Genomic DNA, 16206 nt, shown 5'->3' on the forward strand with positions numbered 1-16206 from the left:
AGGCTACCCGTTGACGAAAATCATTCTTGACCTCGACACTGGTATCGACGACACCCTGGCGCTGACCTACGCGCTGGCGTCCCCCGAGCTGGACGTCATTGGCGTGACGGGCACCTACGGCAATGTGCTCATTGAGACCGGGACCCGCAATGACCTGGCCATCCTCGAGCTCTTCGGGCACAGCGACGTCCCGGTCTTCACTGGGGAGCCGCACGCCAGCACCAAGGACAGCTTCGAGGTCCTGGACATTTCCGCCTTCATCCACGGCAAGAACGGCATCGGTGAGGCAGAGATCCCGGATCCGAAGGGGAGCGTGCAGGAGCAAAGCGCCGTGGACTTCCTCATCGACTCCGTCAACACCTACGGCGATGACCTCGTCATCGTGGCGACCGGCCCGATGACCAATCTCGCGGCTGCCATCGCCAAGGATCCGAGCTTTGCTGAGAAAGCCCGCATCGTCATCATGGGCGGCGCACTCACCGTCCCGGGCAACGTGAGCCCCTGGGCGGAGGCCAACATCAATCAGGACCCCGACGCCGCCAACGCCCTCTTCCGCTCCGGCGCGAACGTCACCATGATTGGTCTCGACGTCACGCTGCAGACCCTCCTCACGGTGAAGGAGACCGCGAAGTGGCGGGAGCTCGGCACCGTCGGCGGCGACTTCCTCGCGGAGGCGACGGACTACTACATCAAGGCCTACGAGACCACGGCCCCGCACCTCGGCGGCTGCGGGCTCCACGACCCGCTCGCGGTCGCCGTGGCGGTGGATCCCAGCCTGGTGACCTGCCTGGACATCAACATGAAGGTGGACTGCGAGGGGGAGACCCGCGGCCGCACCATCGGGGATGAGGAGAAGCTCAACGACCCGAAGAAGAGCATGAAGGTGGCCGTCGGCGTCGACGTCGAGCGCTTCCTCCATGAGCTCATGGAGCGCATCACCCGCCTCGCGGCGGACACTCCCGCGCGCGAGAGCTAGGGTTCAGACAGCTGGGGTCTGCCCCCGATTTGGGTGAAGAGGCCGCAGGACGCTAAACTGTCCTGCGGCTTCATGACTGTGGTCCACAGCAGTCAGCAGGCCCGCCCCGCTAGCCGGGGTCACATGTGATGTGGACTGAAACACGATAAGGAGTTCTCCATGGCACTGTCTGCCGAGCAGAAGAAGGAAATCCTCGCTGAGTACGGTCTTCACGAGACCGACACGGGCTCCCCGGAGGCCCAGGTTGCGCTCCTCAGCGCCCGTATCTCCAACCTCACCGAGCACCTCAAGTTCCACAAGCACGACCACCACTCCCGTCGCGGCATGATGCTGCTCATTGGTCGTCGTCGTGGCCTGCTCAACTACCTTGCGGAGAACAATGTTGATCGCTACCGCGATCTCATCTCCCGCCTGGGTCTGCGCCGCTAGGCCAGGCTTGGTCAATCTTTCCCCTCGTTCTCCATGGAACGAGGGGTTTTCTTTATGCACCTGATACAGTGGTCGATGGAATTTGTGTCTACATCCCCAGACGGCGGCACCGATGATCGCCGGAGAACAGAAAAATTTGAGGAGAAACCACGCGCATGAGCGACGTGAGCTATTTCGAAGACGAAGATTTCGGAATTATTGAGGCTGTTGCCTCCATCGACAACGGGGACTTCGGAACCCGCACCATCCGTTTTGAAACGGGGCAGCTCGCCCGCCAGGCCGACGGCTCGGTGACGACCTACCTCGATGAGGACACCATGCTCCTCACGACGACCACCGCCTCCTCCCATCCGCGCGAGGGCTTTGACTTCTTCCCCCTCACCGTGGACGTGGAAGAGCGCATGTACGCCGCGGGCCGCATCCCCGGCTCCTTCTTCCGCCGGGAGGGCCGCCCCTCCACGGAGGCGATCCTCGCGTGCCGCCAGATCGACCGGCCGCTGCGCCCGACCTTCGTCAAGGGGTTGCGCAATGAGGTGCAGATCGTCGTGACGGTCCTCTCCCAACACCCCGACGAGTACTACGACGTCGTCGCCATCAATGGTGCCTCCGCGGCCACGCAGCTCTCCGGCCTGCCGGTCTCCGGCGCCGTGGGCGGTGTGCGGATGGCGCTCGTCGTCGATGACAAACATCCCGAGGGCCAGTGGGTGGCCTTCCCCAACGTGCAGCAGCATGAGAAGGCCATTTTTGAGATGGTTGTGGCCGGCCGACGCATCACGCGCCGCCAGGGCCGCAAGAAGGTCAACGACGTCGCCATCATGATGGTGGAGGCGGGCGCGACCCCGACCGTCACCCAGCGCATCGCCGAGGGGGCCCCGGCGCCCACCGAGACGGTCGTGGCGGAGGGTCTGGAGGCCGCGAAGCCTTTCATCGACACGCTGTGCCGGGCCCAGGAGGGCCTCAAGGAGCGTGCCGGCAAGGACCAGCAGGAGTTCGAGCTCTTCCCGGATTACACGGAGGAGACCTTCGCTCGCGTGGAGAAGAAGGCCGCCAAGAAGGTGCGCGAGCTCATGCAGATCCCGGGCAAGCAGGAGCGGGACGAGGCCACGGCCTCCTACCTGGAGAAGGTGGAGGCGGAGCTCGTCGGCAAGGATGGGGAGACCCCGGACAAGGAGATCCGCGCCGCGTACAACGCTCTGCAGAAGCAGATCGTCCGTGAGATGATCCTCCGCGACCACTTCCGCATCGATGGTCGCGGCGTGAAGGACATCCGCGACCTGAGCGTCGAGGTGGACCTCGTCCCGCGCGCCCACGGCTCCTCCCTCTTCGAGCGCGGGGAGACCCAGATCCTGGGTGTGACCACCCTCGACATGCTGAAGATGGAGCAGCACATCGACGCGCTCACCCCAGTGACGAACAAGCGCTACATTCACCACTACAACTTCCCGCCCTACTCCACGGGCGAGACCGGCCGCGTGGGCTCCCCGAAGCGCCGCGAGATCGGCCACGGCGCCCTCGCTGAGCGCGCCTTGCTCCCCGTCATTCCCTCCCGCGAGGAGTTCCCCTACGCCATCCGCCAGGTCTCCGAGGCCCTGGGCTCCAACGGCTCGACCTCCATGGGCTCCGTCTGCGCCTCGACGCTCTCCCTGTACAACGCGGGCGTGCCGCTCAAGGCTCCGGTGGCGGGTATCGCCATGGGCCTGGTCTCCGGCAAGGTGGACGGCAAGCAGGAATACGTTGCGCTGACTGACATCCTCGGCGCCGAGGACGCCTTCGGCGACATGGACTTCAAGGTGGCCGGCACCGCCGAGTTCGTCACCGCGCTGCAGCTGGACACCAAGCTCGACGGCATCCCCTCGAAGGTCCTGGCGAAGGCGCTGGGGCAGGCGAAGGAAGCGCGACTGGAGATCCTCGACACCATGGCGGAGATCATCGACTCCCCGGATGAGATGAGCGACCTCGCCCCGAAGATCACGACGGTGAAGGTCCCCGTCTCCAAGATCGGTGAGGTGATTGGCCCGAAGGGCAAGAACATCAACGCCATCACGGAGGAGACCGGCGCCGAGGTGAGCATCGAGGAGGACGGCACCGTCTACGTGTCTGCCACTAACGGGAAGGCCGCCGACGCCGCCATCGAGCGCATCAACGCGATTGCGAACCCCCAGCTGCCGAAGGTGGGCGAGCGCTTCCTCGGCACCGTGGTGAAGACGGTTCCGTTTGGTGCTTTCGTCTCCCTCACCCCTGGGCGCGACGGCCTCGTCCACATCTCCCGCCTGGGCGGGAAGAAGCGGATCGAGAAGGTGGAGGACGTCGTGAACGTCGGTGACAAGATCCAGGTGGAGATCACGGACATCGATAACCGCGGAAAGATCTCCCTCGAGCCGGTGGACGAGCACTAGGAGGCTCTAGGAAGCTCGGCCCCGCGCGGGCGCCGCACGCGGAAGAAGCCGCCACTCACTCCCGAAAAAAGGGGAGCAGGTGGCGGCTCTTGTCTGTTGAGGATCTCTCAGAGTGGGGCTGAGGAGGGCTTATTCAGCTTTCCACCCGATGTCCTGGATCTTCACGGTGCCGAACATCTTCGGGCCGTAGTTCACAAGACCCGGCTTCACAGCGATGATGGCCGGTCCGTTGAAGAGCGGCATGATGCCGTGGAAGCTGAAGGCCTCCTGCTCGAGCTCGTTGCCCTTGGCAATCTGCTCCTTAGGATCGTGGATCTTCGTGAGGTCGACGATCTTCTTGTCGAACTCCGCGGAACCAGTGCCAGACTTGTTGAGCTCAGACTCGCTGTTGTAGATCTGGTCGAAGTAGGCGACTCCGTAGGGATCGCCCGACTGGAACGCCATGAGGAGGATGTCGAACTCGCGATGCTGCATAACGTCAGAAAATTCTGAGGAGGGGCGCTCTCGGATGGACAGGTCGATACCGATGCCACGCAGCATCTGCTGAATAGCAGTGGCCATAGCCTTGGTCAAGGGGTCATCGCCGAAGAGCGTGTAGCTCAGCTGGAGGGTCTGGCCATTCTTTTCACGAATGCCGTCCTGGCCTTCCTTCCACCCAGCTTCTTCGAGGATAGACTTCGCCTTCTCCGCGTCGAAGCTCACAATCTTCCCAAAGTTATCCTCGTAGCCCTCCTGGCTATCGAAGAGGAGGAAGGAGCCGGGGGATTCCTCCGAATAGTTGAGGCCGTTGAAGCGGATCTCGGCGATCTGCTTGCGGTCGATGCCGGTGAGCACGGCCTCGCGGACCTTGTCGTCCTTGAGGGGGCCTGCCTGGGCGTTGAGGGTGAGGAGTGCATTCTTCGGAGCCTTGCCGATGCGAATCTCAGCCTGGTCGCCCATCTTCTTGGCATTTTCGAAGCGGTCCTTGTTGCCCACACCCGTGGCGTCAACCTCGCCCGCGCGGAAGGCGTTCATGGAGGCGGTGTCTTCCATCTGGCGGTAGGTGATGCGCTCGAGCTTCGCCGGGTCGCCCCACCACTTATCGTTGCGCACCACAGTGACGGTGCCCGTGTGGAAGTCGATGTTCTCCAGCTTGAAGGGACCAGCACCCCACTCGGGGTGCACCTTGTTGAGGAAGCCGTTGTTGAAGTCCTCTGCGGTCTTCACCTGGGGCGGAAGCACGATGTTGAAAAGACCCATCCACCAGGGGTAGACCTGCTTGAAGGTGACGACGGCCTGCTTGTCCGTCTCGCCCTTGGTGACGGACTCGATGAGCTTGTAGCCATCGGTGCTATGCGGCACGATGCCGGGCATCTCGCCATTGGAGAAGCGCCACGTGTTCTCGATGCTCTTCCAGTCCATCGGGGTGCCGTCGTTGAACTGTGCCTCGTCACGGAAGGTGTAGGTGACGATGGTCTTGTTGTTTTCTTCCTTGTCCTCGACCTTCGCGAGGTAGTCCTCGTTGGGGGCGAATTCGCCCTCGGGGGTGAACGTCGCGAGCTCGGGGTTGTAGAGGCTCCAAATATCGCCGGTGTTTGTCGTCATGTCGGCGTGGAAGGGGTTCTCCTGCTCGGGAACCTCTGCAATCGGGACGGTCAGCTCGCCGCCATCCTTGATCTGGTCGCGGGGGGTGGGGGCGTAGTCAGCCACTTGGTTGCTGGTGATTGCCTCGTTGTTGGCCTCAGATCCGCCGCCACAGGCGCTCAGCGTGAGACCAACCACGGACAGCAACGCAAGAGCTGATGCCTTCCATGGCTTCTTCATCGGACTCTCCTATCTGTCGTGCCCCTGGGGAGTTCAGGGGCAGAGGGCTTGTGGGCCGATCGCCTCGGGCCCGGAAGGTGGTGACGAGGAGGAATGAACCGTCTCGTCACCACCCACCGCACCCCGGGCGGGGTGGGGAAGCGTGAGCGGGCTAGCGCTTCCAGAGTTTCGCGAGACCCTTGGTGGGCAGCTCGGAAATGGGGGCTCCGTGCCCACCATCCTCATCCCTGGGTGGGGCGATGCGTTCGCGGGTGCGTTCGATCGCGGGATCCGGGATGGGGATCGCGGAGAGCAGAGCCTTGGTATAGGGGTGTTGGGGGTGATCGAAGATGTCGTCGACGTTCCCAGTCTCAACGAACTCCCCGCGGTACATGACGGCGACCCGGTCCGAGAGATGCCGGATGACCGAGAGGTCGTGGGCCACGAAGAGATAGGACAGGCCGAGCTTGCGCTTGAGGTCATCGAGCAGGTTGATCATGCCCGCCTGGATGGAGACGTCGAGCGCGGAGACCGGCTCATCGAGGACGATGAGCGTGGGGTTGGTCGCCAACGCCCGGGCCAGGCCGATCCTCTGGCGCTGGCCGCCGGAGAAGTGCCCGGGGAAGCGGTCGATCTGGGTGGCGTCGAGCCCCACGAGGCTCATGAGCTCCTGCACCCGCTCGTCGATGTCCCCCTCGTAGCCCAGCGAGGTGAGGGGCTCGGCGATGATGTCGCGAATGGTGAGACGCGGATCAAGGGAGCTCATCGGGTCCTGGAACACCATCTGCAGGCTGCTGCGTGCGTTGCGGCGCTCCCGCGCGGACATCTGCGAGGCATCCTTGCCACCGAGGATGACAACCCCATCCTCCGGCTGGAGGTCCATGATCTCCAGAAGCGTGGTGGTCTTGCCACAGCCGGACTCGCCGACGATCGCGAAGCACTCTCCCTCGCGCACATCGAAGTTCAGGCCGCGGACCGCGTGCACTGTGCCGACTCGCCGCTTGAGGACCGCCCCCTTGATGAGCGGGAAGTCCTTCTTCAGGTCCTTCACTTCAAGGATCGTGCGACGCTCCTCGCGCGGGACGCCGGCCAGCCGATCCTCGGCGAGCTGCGGGGTGGGGAAGAGCGCCTCACCGTTGAGCGTGCCGTCGACAATCTCCTCCGAACGCACACACGCCGCATAGTGCTTCTCACCGCGCACGGGGAGAAGCTCCGGATCCTTCTCGCAGCAGGCATCCTGCGCGATGGGGCAGCGCGGCGCAAAGGGGCACCCCGGGGGGAGGTTCACGACGACGGGCGGGTGCCCACCGATCGGGGTGAGCGCGCCATCGCTGGCGATGTCGACGCGCGGAGTCGAGCCCAGCAGCCCCACGGTGTAGGGCATCTGCGGGTGGTGGAAGAGGTCATCGACCGGGGCGCTTTCCACGGGCCGCCCGGCGTACATCACCATGACGTCGTCGGCGGTGCCGGCCACGACACCCATGTCGTGGGTGATCATGATGGTGGCCGCCCCGGTTTCGCGCTGGGCTTTCTTGATGACGTCGAGGATCTGCGCCTGGATGGTGACGTCGAGGGCTGTCGTCGGCTCATCGGCGATGAGCACCCGCGGGTTGTTGGCGATGGCGATCGCGATGACCGCGCGCTGGCGCATACCGCCGGAGAACTCGTGGGGGAAGGCCTTGAGGCGGCGCTTGGGCTCCGGGATCCCAACGAGGTCGAGGAGCTCGGCGGCCTGGTTGAGGGCCTTGGCGCGCGAGAGCTTTTGGTGAGACTGCAGGGCCTCCACAATCTGGTCACCGATGGTGAAGACGGGGGTGAGCGCAGAGAGCGGATCCTGGAAGATCATGCCGATGTCGTTGCCGCGAATGGAGGACATCTGCTGATCGTTGAGGTCGAGGAGCTCGCGATCGCGCAGCGTGATGGAGCCCTCGATCTTCGCGTAATCCGGCAGGAGGCCCATGATGGCCATGGAGGTGACGGACTTGCCGGAGCCGGACTCGCCCACGATGCCGAGGGTCCTACCCGGATAGAGATCAAAGTTGACTCCGCGGACGGCGTTGACCGTGCCGGCTTCAGAGGGGAAGGAGACGGAGAGGTCACGAACGGAGAGGATGGGCTGCTCGGTCATGCTTTGCCTCCAGCGTTGGAGTTGGGGTCGAGGGCGTCGCGAAGGCCGTCGGCAATGAAGGCCATGGACACCGTGAGGAGGGTGAGAATGCCAGCGGGGAACCAGAACATCCACGGCGCGGACTCAAGCTGTCCGGCGCCCTGGGACAGGAGGGTGCCCAGCGAGACGTCGGGGAGCTTGACGCCCAGTCCCAGGAAGGACAGGCCGGTCTCCGACATCACGGTGCTCACCACGCTGAGAGCCAGCTGGATGACCAGCAGGGAACCGATGTTGGGGACGATGTGCCGGACAATCGTGCGGGGGCGGGAGACACCCATGTACTTGGCGGCACGGACATAGTCATTCTCGCGGACGGAGAGGGCGAGGGACCAGATGACGCGCGCCGGGTAGAACCAGCCAAAGGCGATGAGGACCACGGTGAGGAGCTTCCAGTCACCGCCCGAATCCGCCACGAGGAGGGCGATGATGAGGAAGGTCGGGATAGCGAGGAGGAAGTGAATGATCGTGAGAATGACCTTCTCGACGGCCCCTCTATAGAGAGCCGCCGCGGATCCGATCACCGCGGACAGGAAGGTCACGCAGGCGGAGACGAGGACCGCGATGATGAGGGATCGGCCGAGACCGTGCGTGGCCTGGGCAAAGAGGTCATTGCCGGACTCCGAGGTGCCGAACCAGTGATCAGGGCCGGGTGGATCGGAGAGGGCGAGGAAGTCGGCCTCGTAGTAGGTCCAGTGGGTGGCGTACGGGCCGATGAGGGCCAGGAGGATAAGAAGGACGAAAATGACGAGCCCTGCCACCGCAAACTTGTTGCGAAGGAAGCGACGCCGATAGAGCGTCATGCGGCTCATGTGCTTCTTGCCGGGCTTGCGCTCCCGATAGGGGGAGGGGGAACTGGTGATCCCCGCCTCCGCGGGATAGGCCACCGACGTCTGGGAGCTGGTTTGCGAGGCCGTCGTGAGGTCGGCATTGGGGATCGCGCCGCCGCCGAGGGCGTCGTCGGAAGCAGATCGGCCGAGGTCAGTGCGGTGGACGCTCGCGCGGTTCTTTCCAGTGTCGCTCATGATTAGTTCACCCTCACGCGTGGATCGACGATGACGACGGTGATGTCCGCCAGAATGGCGGAGATCGCGGTGGTAAAAGCACCGAAGGCGGCGACGGCCACCGTGCCGTGAATATCATTGCGGCTCAGTGCTTGGAGGAAGTAGTCACCCATGCCGCGCCAGGCGAAGATCTTCTCCGTCATGATGGCGCCGGTGAAGATGCCGGGGATGGAGAACGCGACGGAGGTCGCCACGGGGATGATCGACGTGCGCAGGGCGTGCTTCCGGATGGCCTGCCGCCGGGTGAGGCCCTTGGCTCGGGCGGTCCGCACGTAGTCGGCGCCGAGGTTGTCGAGCAGCAGCGTGCGCTGCATCATGTGATACCCGGCGTAGCTGACGATGAGCAGGGAGATCGTCGGGAGCGCGAGGTGCTGGGCAATGTCGATGAGCTTCGGGAAGAACCCGGTGACGTCCGGGTTGGAGGCCCCGGTGACGTAGAAGATGCGGGTTCCCGCGGCCTTATTGATCCACAGGGCCACGGCAACAACGCCGAGAGAGGCGACGACGACGTGAAGGTTCATCGTGATGATGGAGGTGAACTGCCACGCCCGGTCCCCGAGCTTGTACTGATTGGACGCGGTATAAATGCCGATCGCGACGCCGATGATGACGGAGAGGATCGTCGCGAGAAGGAGGAGCTGGGCGGACACCCAAATGCGGTGAGAGATCTGTGCATTCACCGGGTCTCCGAGGGGAGAGGTGCCCCAGTTCCAGTGGAACAAAATGTTGCTCAACCATGTCCACCAGCGCTGGAGGAGCGGGGTGGTGTCCGAGAGGTTGAGCGGTTCGAGGATGGCCGTCACCTGATCCTCAGGGATGGGCGGCCTTCGCCCGACGTAATTCGAACGAGGGTCAAGGAACAGCGAGGCCAGGAAGTACGCGATGTTGGTGGCGAGGAAGATCACCACCAGCCAGCTCACGGTCTTCTTCACGAGGTACTTGAACATGTCGGTCTTGAGGTCCTGTCGAGGGTGAGGGAGCAATCACGTGAGGGGCCGTGTGACCGCAAACACTGTGATGAGAAGGAATCGTAGCCTTAAAGTAGCCTCAATGTCGAATAGGGGAGTCCCATGAGTCCGTGGCGTCTTTTGTCACATTTCTTGGTCCTGCAATGGGACTACCCTGGAGGTGTTGTGTGAAGTTTTCCTGAGAGGGGAAATATGTCCACCTATCTCGACATTCAGTCCGGCCACTACCGGTGCGAGGTCAGCCCCTTCGGCGGAGGCCTGGCATCGCTGACGTTCCAGGGGGAGAACCTCGTTGCTCCCTATGGGGACCACGGGTTCCCGCCACTGAGCGCCCAGACCCTCCTGGCGCCGTGGCCTAATCGCACCGCCGACGGGGTCTTCGCCCACGAGGGCATCATTCATCGACTGGACATCACGGAGCCGGGCAGGATGACCGCCATCCACGGCTTTGTGGCCAGCGAGGAGTGGGAGGTCCTCGACCACGGAGAAACCTCCGTTCGCCTGGGGCTTCGCTTCCCGGGGCAGCCCGGCTGGCCCTGGCCTATGCGCTACGAGGTGACGTGGAGCGTCGAGGAGGACGCGGGCCTGAGCGGCGTCGTCACCATCGCTCTCGAGGACGCCGCCGAATCCTCCTGCCCGCTGGGCTTCGGGTGGCACCCCTACCTCGTGGCGCGGGGTGCGCACGTCGATGAGTGCACCCTCACCGTTCCCGTCTCGACGTCCCTCCCGCTCGATCCGCAGCGCAATCTTCCGGCTGGCCCGGAGAGCCCCATTGAGGGGGCTGTCGCCGGGCTTGCGTCAGGCGTGCCGCTGCGTGGCGTGTGGCTGGATCATTGCTTTGGTGGTGTGGAAAGCCCAGGTGAGGGCATGATTCGGGCACGGCTTCTCGACGACGGCGGCCGCGGCGTGGAACTCCTGGCGGATGCACGTACCCGCTGGTTCCAGATCTTCACCGCGGATCCTGCCCGACGCGAGGGGTACCCCGGATTGGGGAGGGCCCTCGCCGTGGAGCCGATGACATGTCCGCCCAACGCCCTGCGCTCCGGGCGGGATCTCCTCACTCTGAATCCGGGTGAGGAATTCTCCTTCCACCTGGGCATTCGGGCTATCGGTCCGGACCTTCCCGAGGCCTAGTCGGCGCCCGTGCCTGATGAAAAGCTGTGAGAAAAATTAAATAGTGACCCACGTCCCTTTCGAGAGGTACGACGTCTGGCGTATACCGAAGGGGAAGACATCTGTGCTGTATAGCACTTTTATCTAGTTTCGTGACATAGAATGGAGATCTGCCGTGATTCTGGCGGCTGGAGCCCCAAGGCTCGATGCAACGGTGATGGACTATGCCATCGTTGCCATCTACTTCATCTTCGTTCTGGGCATCGGATGGGCCGCGCGCTCCAAGGTGTCCAGCTCGATTGACTTCTTCCTCTCCGGGCGTTCGCTGCCCGCATGGGTGACGGGTCTGGCCTTCATCTCGGCCAACCTGGGCGCCGTGGAGATCGTCGGCCACTCGGCGAATGGTGTGACATACGGCGTGGAGACCATGCACTACTTCTGGATCGGCGCGATCCCGGCCATGGTCTTCCTCGGCATCGTGATGATGCCCTTCTACTACGGCTCGAAGGTCCGTTCCGTGCCGGAGTTCATGCTTCGACGCTTCGGCCCGGGTGCTCACCTGGTCAATGCGATTTCCTTCGCGCTAGCGCAGCTCCTCATCGCTGGTGTGAACCTCCTGCTTCTGGCGAAGGTCGTCAACGCCCTGCTGGGCTGGTCGCTGTGGGTCACCCTCATCGTGGCCGCGGTCATCGTGCTCTCGTACATCACCCTCGGCGGCCTCAGCGCCGCGATCTACAACGAGGTGCTGCAGTTCTTCGTCATCGTCGCGGCCCTGCTGCCGCTCACCCTTATCGGCCTCCACAACGTCGGTGGCTGGGGCGGTCTGAAGACCATGGTCGCTGCGGAGAGCCACTTCCACACCTGGCCGGGCACGGAGCTCTCCGGCTTCGATAACCCCGTGGTGTCTGTGATCGGCCTGGTCTTCGGCCTCGGCTTCGTGCTCTCCTTCGGGTACTGGACCACGAACTTCGTCGAGGTGCAGCGTTCCATGGCTGCGGACTCCCTCTCGGCCGCCCGCCGCACCCCGATCATCGGCGCCTTCCCGAAGATGTTCATCCCGTTCCTCGTCGTCATCCCCGGCATGGTGGCGGGCGTCCTCGTGACACCGCTGAAGAGTGGGGAAGCCTCCGCGAATGACGCCATCCTCTACCTCATGCGCGACCTGCTCCCGAACGGCCTCCTCGGCATCGCGATCGCCGGCCTCCTGGCCGCCTTCATGGCCGGTATGGCGGCGAACATCTCCGCGTTCAACACGGTCTTCAGCTATGACATCTGGCAGGCCTACGTCGTGAAGAACAAGGCCGATGGCTACTACCTCAAGGTGGGCAAGATCGCCACGGTCATCGCCACCTTCATCGCTGTGTTCACGGCCCTCATCGCCCAGAACTACAGCAACATCATGGACTACCTCCAGACCCTGTTCGGCTTCTTCAACGCCCCGCTGTTCGCGACCTTCATCCTCGGTATGTTCTGGAAGCGCATGAGCCCGACGGCCGGCTGGGTCGGCCTCATCATGGGTACTGCCTCCGCCGTTGCGTACTGGGCGGTTGCGGAGTTCGGCACCACCACGATTGGCTTCTTTAACCTTCCGGGGCAGGGCACCGCCTTCGTTGCGGCGTCGATCGCCTTCGTCGTTGACATCATCCTCTCGGTGATCGTCTCCCTCGTGACGAAGCCGAAGCCGGATCACGAGCTCGTCGGCTTCGTGAAGTCCGTGACCCCGAAGGAGCACCTCATGGACGAGGCGGAGGCGGCCCTGCCGTGGTACCGCCGCACGGTCCCGCTCGGCATTCTGTGCCTCGTCATGGTCATCATCCTCAACGTCATTTTCGCCTAAGGAGTCTGATTTTCGATGACGACATCGTCTACCCCCGCGCCTCGCGCTCCGAAGCGGCACTCCGCGGGCGCATTTGATATCCGCAACGTCATTGGCGCTCTGCTCGGAATCTATGGCGTGCTGCTGCTCATCGCCAGCTTCTTCCTCAACCCGGGCTATAACATTGATTCCCAGGAGCCCAAGGATGCCTCCTACAACCTGTGGGCGGGCATTGTCCTCATCATCGTCGCGGTGATCTTCTTCGCCTGGTCGAAGATGCGTCCCATCGTCGTCGATGAGGAGGAACTGGCCGCCGCGTCCTCGGAAGGGAAGAAGAACTAATGTCCCACCCCGTGCGGGTCACCAGAACTCACCTCGCGGATGGTCGCGAGCTGCTCTACTTCGATGATGAGGAGCCTTTCCTCTCGGGGGAGAGCACCCGGACCCTCGAGGATCCTCGGGATCTTCCCACGGCACACACCCAGTCGGAGATGCGCCGTGATCCCCTCACCGGGGAGTGGAACGTCTATGCCGCGCACCGCATGAATCGGACGTTCATGCCCCCGGCGAATGAGAATCCGCTCGCGCCCTCCAAGCCCGGTGAGCTGCCGACGGAAATCCCGGCGGACGACTACAACGTGGTCGTCTTCGAGAATCGTTTCCCCTCCCTCTCCCTTCACATGGAGGAGGGGGCGGAGGCCCTCGACAGTGGGCTTCCCGAGCTCTATCCCCAGGAGCCGGCGCGCGGCCGCTGCGAGGTCGTGTGCTTCACCCCGGAAGTGAGCCACTCCTTCCGCGACCTCAGCCCCCACCGCGTGCGCACCGTCATTGAGGTGTGGGCGCACCGCACGGCGGAGCTCTCCGCTATCGAGGGGATCCGGCTGGTCTTTCCCTTCGAAAACCGCGGCGAGGAAATCGGCGTCACCCTCCAACACCCGCACGGCCAGATTTATAGCTACCCGTACGTACCGACGCGCGCCCAGTCCATCCTCACCCAGTCGCAGGCGCATCGGTCTCAGACCGGGCGCGACCTCTTTGAGGACATCCTCCAGGCTGAGCAGGAGGACGGGCGCCGCATCATCCGCCGGGGAGAGCACTTCCTGGTCTTCGTTCCGGCTGCGGCGAAGTGGCCGGTGGAGGCCATGATTATGCCGCTGCGCGATGTGAAGGACTTCGCTGACCTCACCGAGGAGGAGAAGGACGAACTGGCCGTCCTCTACCTCGACCTTCTGCGGAGGATCGATCAGTTCTTCGAGGGCGTGGAGAAGACCCCGTATATCAGCGCATGGAACCAGGCCGTTGTGGGGGAGGGGCGTGAGTTCGGCCGCTTCCATCTGCAGCTCTTCTCCCTCATGCGCTCGCCGGGTCGCATGAAGTTCCTCGCAGGCTCGGAGTCCGGGCAGTCGGCGTGGATCTCGGATACCACGCCCGAGCGCATCGCCCAGCGTTTCCAGGAGATTGGAGAGCAAGCATGAGCGCCGACACGGCCATTGCCCAGGTGAAGGAGCTCTTTGCTGCCCAGTACGGGGCGGATCCCACCGGCGTGTGGGCCGCCCCCGGGCGCGTCAACCTCATCGGCGAGCACGTCGACTACGCCGGGGGAGTGTGCCTCCCCTTCGCCCTCAATCAGTGCACCTATGTTGCCGCCTCCCCGCGGGAAGACGAGCGTATCCGCATCTGCTCCGTTCTACCGGGAGACAGCGAGCCCGTGGCCACCGAGTGCGCCGCAGGCTCCCTCGGCCCGGGTGACATTGAGGGTTGGGTCGGTTATGCGCTAGGTCCCATCTGGGCGCTGCGTGAGGCCGGCACCCTCCCCTCGGATCCCCGGGGCTATGACCTCGCCATTGTGTCCGAGGTTCCGCTGGGATCGGGGCTGTCCAGCTCGGCTGCCATCGAGTGCGCGGTGGGCAGCGCGGTGGTGGAGCTCGAACTGGGTTCGGAGAGCCTCGCCGACCCGAGCGTCCGGTCGGAGCTCATCGCCGCAGCGATCCGCGCCGAGAATGACGTCGTCGGCGCATCAACGGGCGGGCTCGATCAAAGCATAGCCATGAGCGGCCAGAGCGGCCACGCCCTCAAGATTGACTTCCTCCACGGGGAGACAATGCAGGTCCCCTTCGACCTCGATGGGCACGGCCTCGCCATCCTCATTATCGATAGCAAGGCTCCCCACAGCCTCGCCGACGGACAGTACGCCTCCCGCCGCGGCGTCATTGATGCCGTCGCGGCCTCCGCGGAGGCACCAACCCTCCGGGCCATCGGTGACGCCGACGCCATCGAGGCGGCCGCGCGCGCGTGGGCGGAGAAGGAGGGCTATGACCTCGACGTTGCCCTCCGCCGGGTCCGCCACGTCTCCTCCGAGATCGACCGCACCCTCCACGCCATCGAGCTCCTTCGAAACGATGACTTCGAGGGCTTCGGGGCGGACATGTACGCCTCGCACGCTTCGCTGCGCGATGACTACGAGGTGACCGTGCCCCAGCTCGACCTCATCGTTGATACCGCGAGGGAATTCGGTGCTATTGGCGCCCGCATGACCGGCGGCGGGTTCGGCGGTAGCGCGATCGCTCTCGTGCGCCGGGAGGACGTCGAGCCCCTCTCGCAGCGGATTGCTCAGGCTTTCGAGGATGCCCACTTTGATCCTCCCGCCTTCCTCGCGGCTACCCCCTCCGAGGGGGCGCGCCGGGTGGCCTAGGGCTTAGACTGGGACATCGATTCATAACAACGTCGATGACCCAGGAGGTAAGCATGGGAATCAAGGTTGGCGTGCTGGGCGCTCGTGGCCGGGTCGGTGAGGCCGTGGTCGCTGGTGTTCAGGAAGCCGAGGATCTTGATCTGGTGGCGGAAATTGATCGTGATGATGACCTCTCGACCCTTGTTGATGCAGGGGCGGAGGTCATCGTCGATTTCACGACCCCGGATGCCGTCATGGGGAACATCGAGTTCTGCGTTGAACACGGCATCCACTGCGTGGTCGGGACGACGGGATTCGATAAGGAGCGCCTGGCGAAGGTGCGCTCCTGGGTGGAGAAGTCCGAGGGTGTTGGCGTGCTCATCGCGCCGAACTTTGCGATCTCCGCGGTGCTCACCATGGCTTTTGCCCGCCAGGCCGCCCGCTTCTTCGAGTCCGCGGAAGTGATCGAGTTCCACCACCCGAACAAGCTCGACGCGCCCTCGGGCACGGCGGTGCACACCGCCGAGGGCATCGCGGAGGCTCGCCGAGAGGCCGGAATGGGCGCCCAGCCCGATAAGACCGCGCAGTCGCTCGAGGGCGCTCGCGGCGCGGATGTCGAGGGCGTGCCGGTGCACGGCGTGCGGATGAGTGGGATGGTCGCCCACGAGGAAGTCATCTTCGGAACGCAGGGGCAGACCCTCACCATCCGCCAGGACTCCTATGACCGCACCTCCTTCGTCCCCGGCGTGCTCGTGGGCGTGCGCAATGTTGCCGAGCACCCCGGCCTCACCGTGGGACTCGACGCCTACCTGGGCCTCGAAGGCTAG

13 protein-coding genes are annotated in these 16206 nt (G+C 64.1%); 9 read left to right on the forward strand and 4 right to left on the reverse strand.

Going from position 1 to position 16206, the window contains the following annotated elements:
- Window positions 1–10: 10 nt before the first annotated feature.
- From L1O03_RS04400 to L1O03_RS04410, 3 genes are all read left to right on the forward strand, one after another.
- Window positions 11–976 carry a nucleoside hydrolase gene (locus L1O03_RS04400; protein ID WP_236118227.1) on the forward strand — a complete coding sequence of 322 codons (966 nt, stop codon included), beginning with the start codon at window positions 11–13 and terminating at the stop codon, window positions 974–976.
- A gap of 159 nt (window positions 977–1135) precedes the next feature.
- Window positions 1136–1405, forward strand: a complete 270-nt coding sequence (rpsO, locus tag L1O03_RS04405; protein ID WP_236118228.1) for a 30S ribosomal protein S15 — start codon at window positions 1136–1138, stop codon at window positions 1403–1405.
- 155 nt (window positions 1406–1560) lie between these two features.
- The gene (locus L1O03_RS04410) at window positions 1561–3801 is read left to right on the forward strand and encodes a polyribonucleotide nucleotidyltransferase (RefSeq protein ID WP_236118229.1); all 2241 of its coding nucleotides are present in this window, start codon (window positions 1561–1563) and stop codon (window positions 3799–3801) included.
- Window positions 3802–3930: 129 nt separating this feature from the next.
- Here L1O03_RS04410 and L1O03_RS04415 read toward each other — a convergent pair whose 3' ends face one another.
- From L1O03_RS04415 to L1O03_RS04430, 4 genes are all read right to left on the reverse strand, one after another.
- Window positions 3931–5604 carry an ABC transporter family substrate-binding protein gene (locus L1O03_RS04415; protein ID WP_236118230.1) on the reverse strand — a complete coding sequence of 558 codons (1674 nt, stop codon included), beginning with the start codon at window positions 5602–5604 and terminating at the stop codon, window positions 3931–3933.
- 151 nt (window positions 5605–5755) lie between these two features.
- Window positions 5756–7711, reverse strand: a complete 1956-nt coding sequence (locus L1O03_RS04420) for an ABC transporter ATP-binding protein (protein ID WP_236118231.1) — start codon at window positions 7709–7711, stop codon at window positions 5756–5758.
- A complete protein-coding gene (locus L1O03_RS04425) occupies window positions 7708–8772 on the reverse strand; it encodes an ABC transporter permease (RefSeq protein ID WP_236118232.1) in 1065 nt (354 codons plus the stop codon). Before L1O03_RS04425 ends, L1O03_RS04420 begins: the two co-directional genes overlap by 4 nt.
- 2 nt (window positions 8773–8774) lie before the next feature.
- Window positions 8775–9758, reverse strand: coding sequence for an ABC transporter permease (locus L1O03_RS04430; protein ID WP_236118233.1), 984 nt, complete (start codon window positions 9756–9758; stop codon window positions 8775–8777).
- A 213-nt stretch (window positions 9759–9971) separates the two neighbouring features.
- On the opposite strand from L1O03_RS04430, the gene L1O03_RS04435 reads away from it, so the two are divergent.
- From L1O03_RS04435 to dapB, 6 genes are all read left to right on the forward strand, one after another.
- Window positions 9972–10913 (forward strand): aldose 1-epimerase family protein, encoded by a 942-nt coding sequence (locus L1O03_RS04435; RefSeq protein ID WP_236118234.1) that lies wholly within the window; start codon window positions 9972–9974, stop codon window positions 10911–10913.
- A 196-nt stretch (window positions 10914–11109) separates the two neighbouring features.
- A complete protein-coding gene (locus L1O03_RS04440; RefSeq protein WP_236118508.1) occupies window positions 11110–12729 on the forward strand; it encodes a sodium:solute symporter family protein in 1620 nt (539 codons plus the stop codon).
- A 15-nt stretch (window positions 12730–12744) separates the two neighbouring features.
- Complete coding sequence (locus L1O03_RS04445; protein WP_236118235.1) at window positions 12745–13050, forward strand: hypothetical protein; 306 nt, start codon at window positions 12745–12747, stop codon at window positions 13048–13050.
- Window positions 13050–14183, forward strand: a complete 1134-nt coding sequence (gene galT / locus L1O03_RS04450; RefSeq protein WP_236118236.1) for a galactose-1-phosphate uridylyltransferase — start codon at window positions 13050–13052, stop codon at window positions 14181–14183. The genes L1O03_RS04445 and galT overlap by 1 nt, the downstream gene beginning before the upstream one ends.
- On the forward strand, window positions 14180–15400 hold the full coding sequence (gene galK / locus L1O03_RS04455) for a galactokinase (protein ID WP_236118237.1): 1221 nt from the start codon (window positions 14180–14182) through the stop codon (window positions 15398–15400). Before galT ends, galK begins: the two co-directional genes overlap by 4 nt.
- A gap of 53 nt (window positions 15401–15453) precedes the next feature.
- Window positions 15454–16206, forward strand: a complete 753-nt coding sequence (gene dapB / locus L1O03_RS04460) for a 4-hydroxy-tetrahydrodipicolinate reductase (RefSeq protein ID WP_236118238.1) — start codon at window positions 15454–15456, stop codon at window positions 16204–16206.

This window comes from Corynebacterium uropygiale, assembly GCF_021568315.1.
GTDB classification, from domain to species: Bacteria; Actinomycetota; Actinomycetes; order Mycobacteriales; family Mycobacteriaceae; genus Corynebacterium; species Corynebacterium uropygiale.

Bases quoted from the DNA above. Each gene is read 5' to 3' on its own strand.
- rpsO (WP_236118228.1), top strand. From the start codon at position 1,136: ATGGCACTGTCTGCCGAGCAGAAGAAGGAAATCCTCGCTGAGTACGGT.
- L1O03_RS04410 (WP_236118229.1), top strand. From the start codon at position 1,561: ATGAGCGACGTGAGCTATTTCGAAGACGAAGATTTCGGAATTATTGAG.
- L1O03_RS04415 (WP_236118230.1), bottom strand. From the start codon at position 5,604: ATGAAGAAGCCATGGAAGGCATCAGCTCTTGCGTTGCTGTCCGTGGTT.
- L1O03_RS04420 (WP_236118231.1), bottom strand. From the start codon at position 7,711: ATGACCGAGCAGCCCATCCTCTCCGTTCGTGACCTCTCCGTCTCCTTC.
- L1O03_RS04425 (WP_236118232.1), bottom strand. From the start codon at position 8,772: ATGAGCGACACTGGAAAGAACCGCGCGAGCGTCCACCGCACTGACCTC.
- L1O03_RS04430 (WP_236118233.1), bottom strand. From the start codon at position 9,758: ATGTTCAAGTACCTCGTGAAGAAGACCGTGAGCTGGCTGGTGGTGATC.
- L1O03_RS04435 (WP_236118234.1), top strand. From the start codon at position 9,972: ATGTCCACCTATCTCGACATTCAGTCCGGCCACTACCGGTGCGAGGTC.
- L1O03_RS04440 (WP_236118508.1), top strand. From the start codon at position 11,110: ATGGACTATGCCATCGTTGCCATCTACTTCATCTTCGTTCTGGGCATC.
- L1O03_RS04445 (WP_236118235.1), top strand. From the start codon at position 12,745: ATGACGACATCGTCTACCCCCGCGCCTCGCGCTCCGAAGCGGCACTCC.
- galT (WP_236118236.1), top strand. From the start codon at position 13,050: ATGTCCCACCCCGTGCGGGTCACCAGAACTCACCTCGCGGATGGTCGC.
- galK (WP_236118237.1), top strand. From the start codon at position 14,180: ATGAGCGCCGACACGGCCATTGCCCAGGTGAAGGAGCTCTTTGCTGCC.
- dapB (WP_236118238.1), top strand. From the start codon at position 15,454: ATGGGAATCAAGGTTGGCGTGCTGGGCGCTCGTGGCCGGGTCGGTGAG.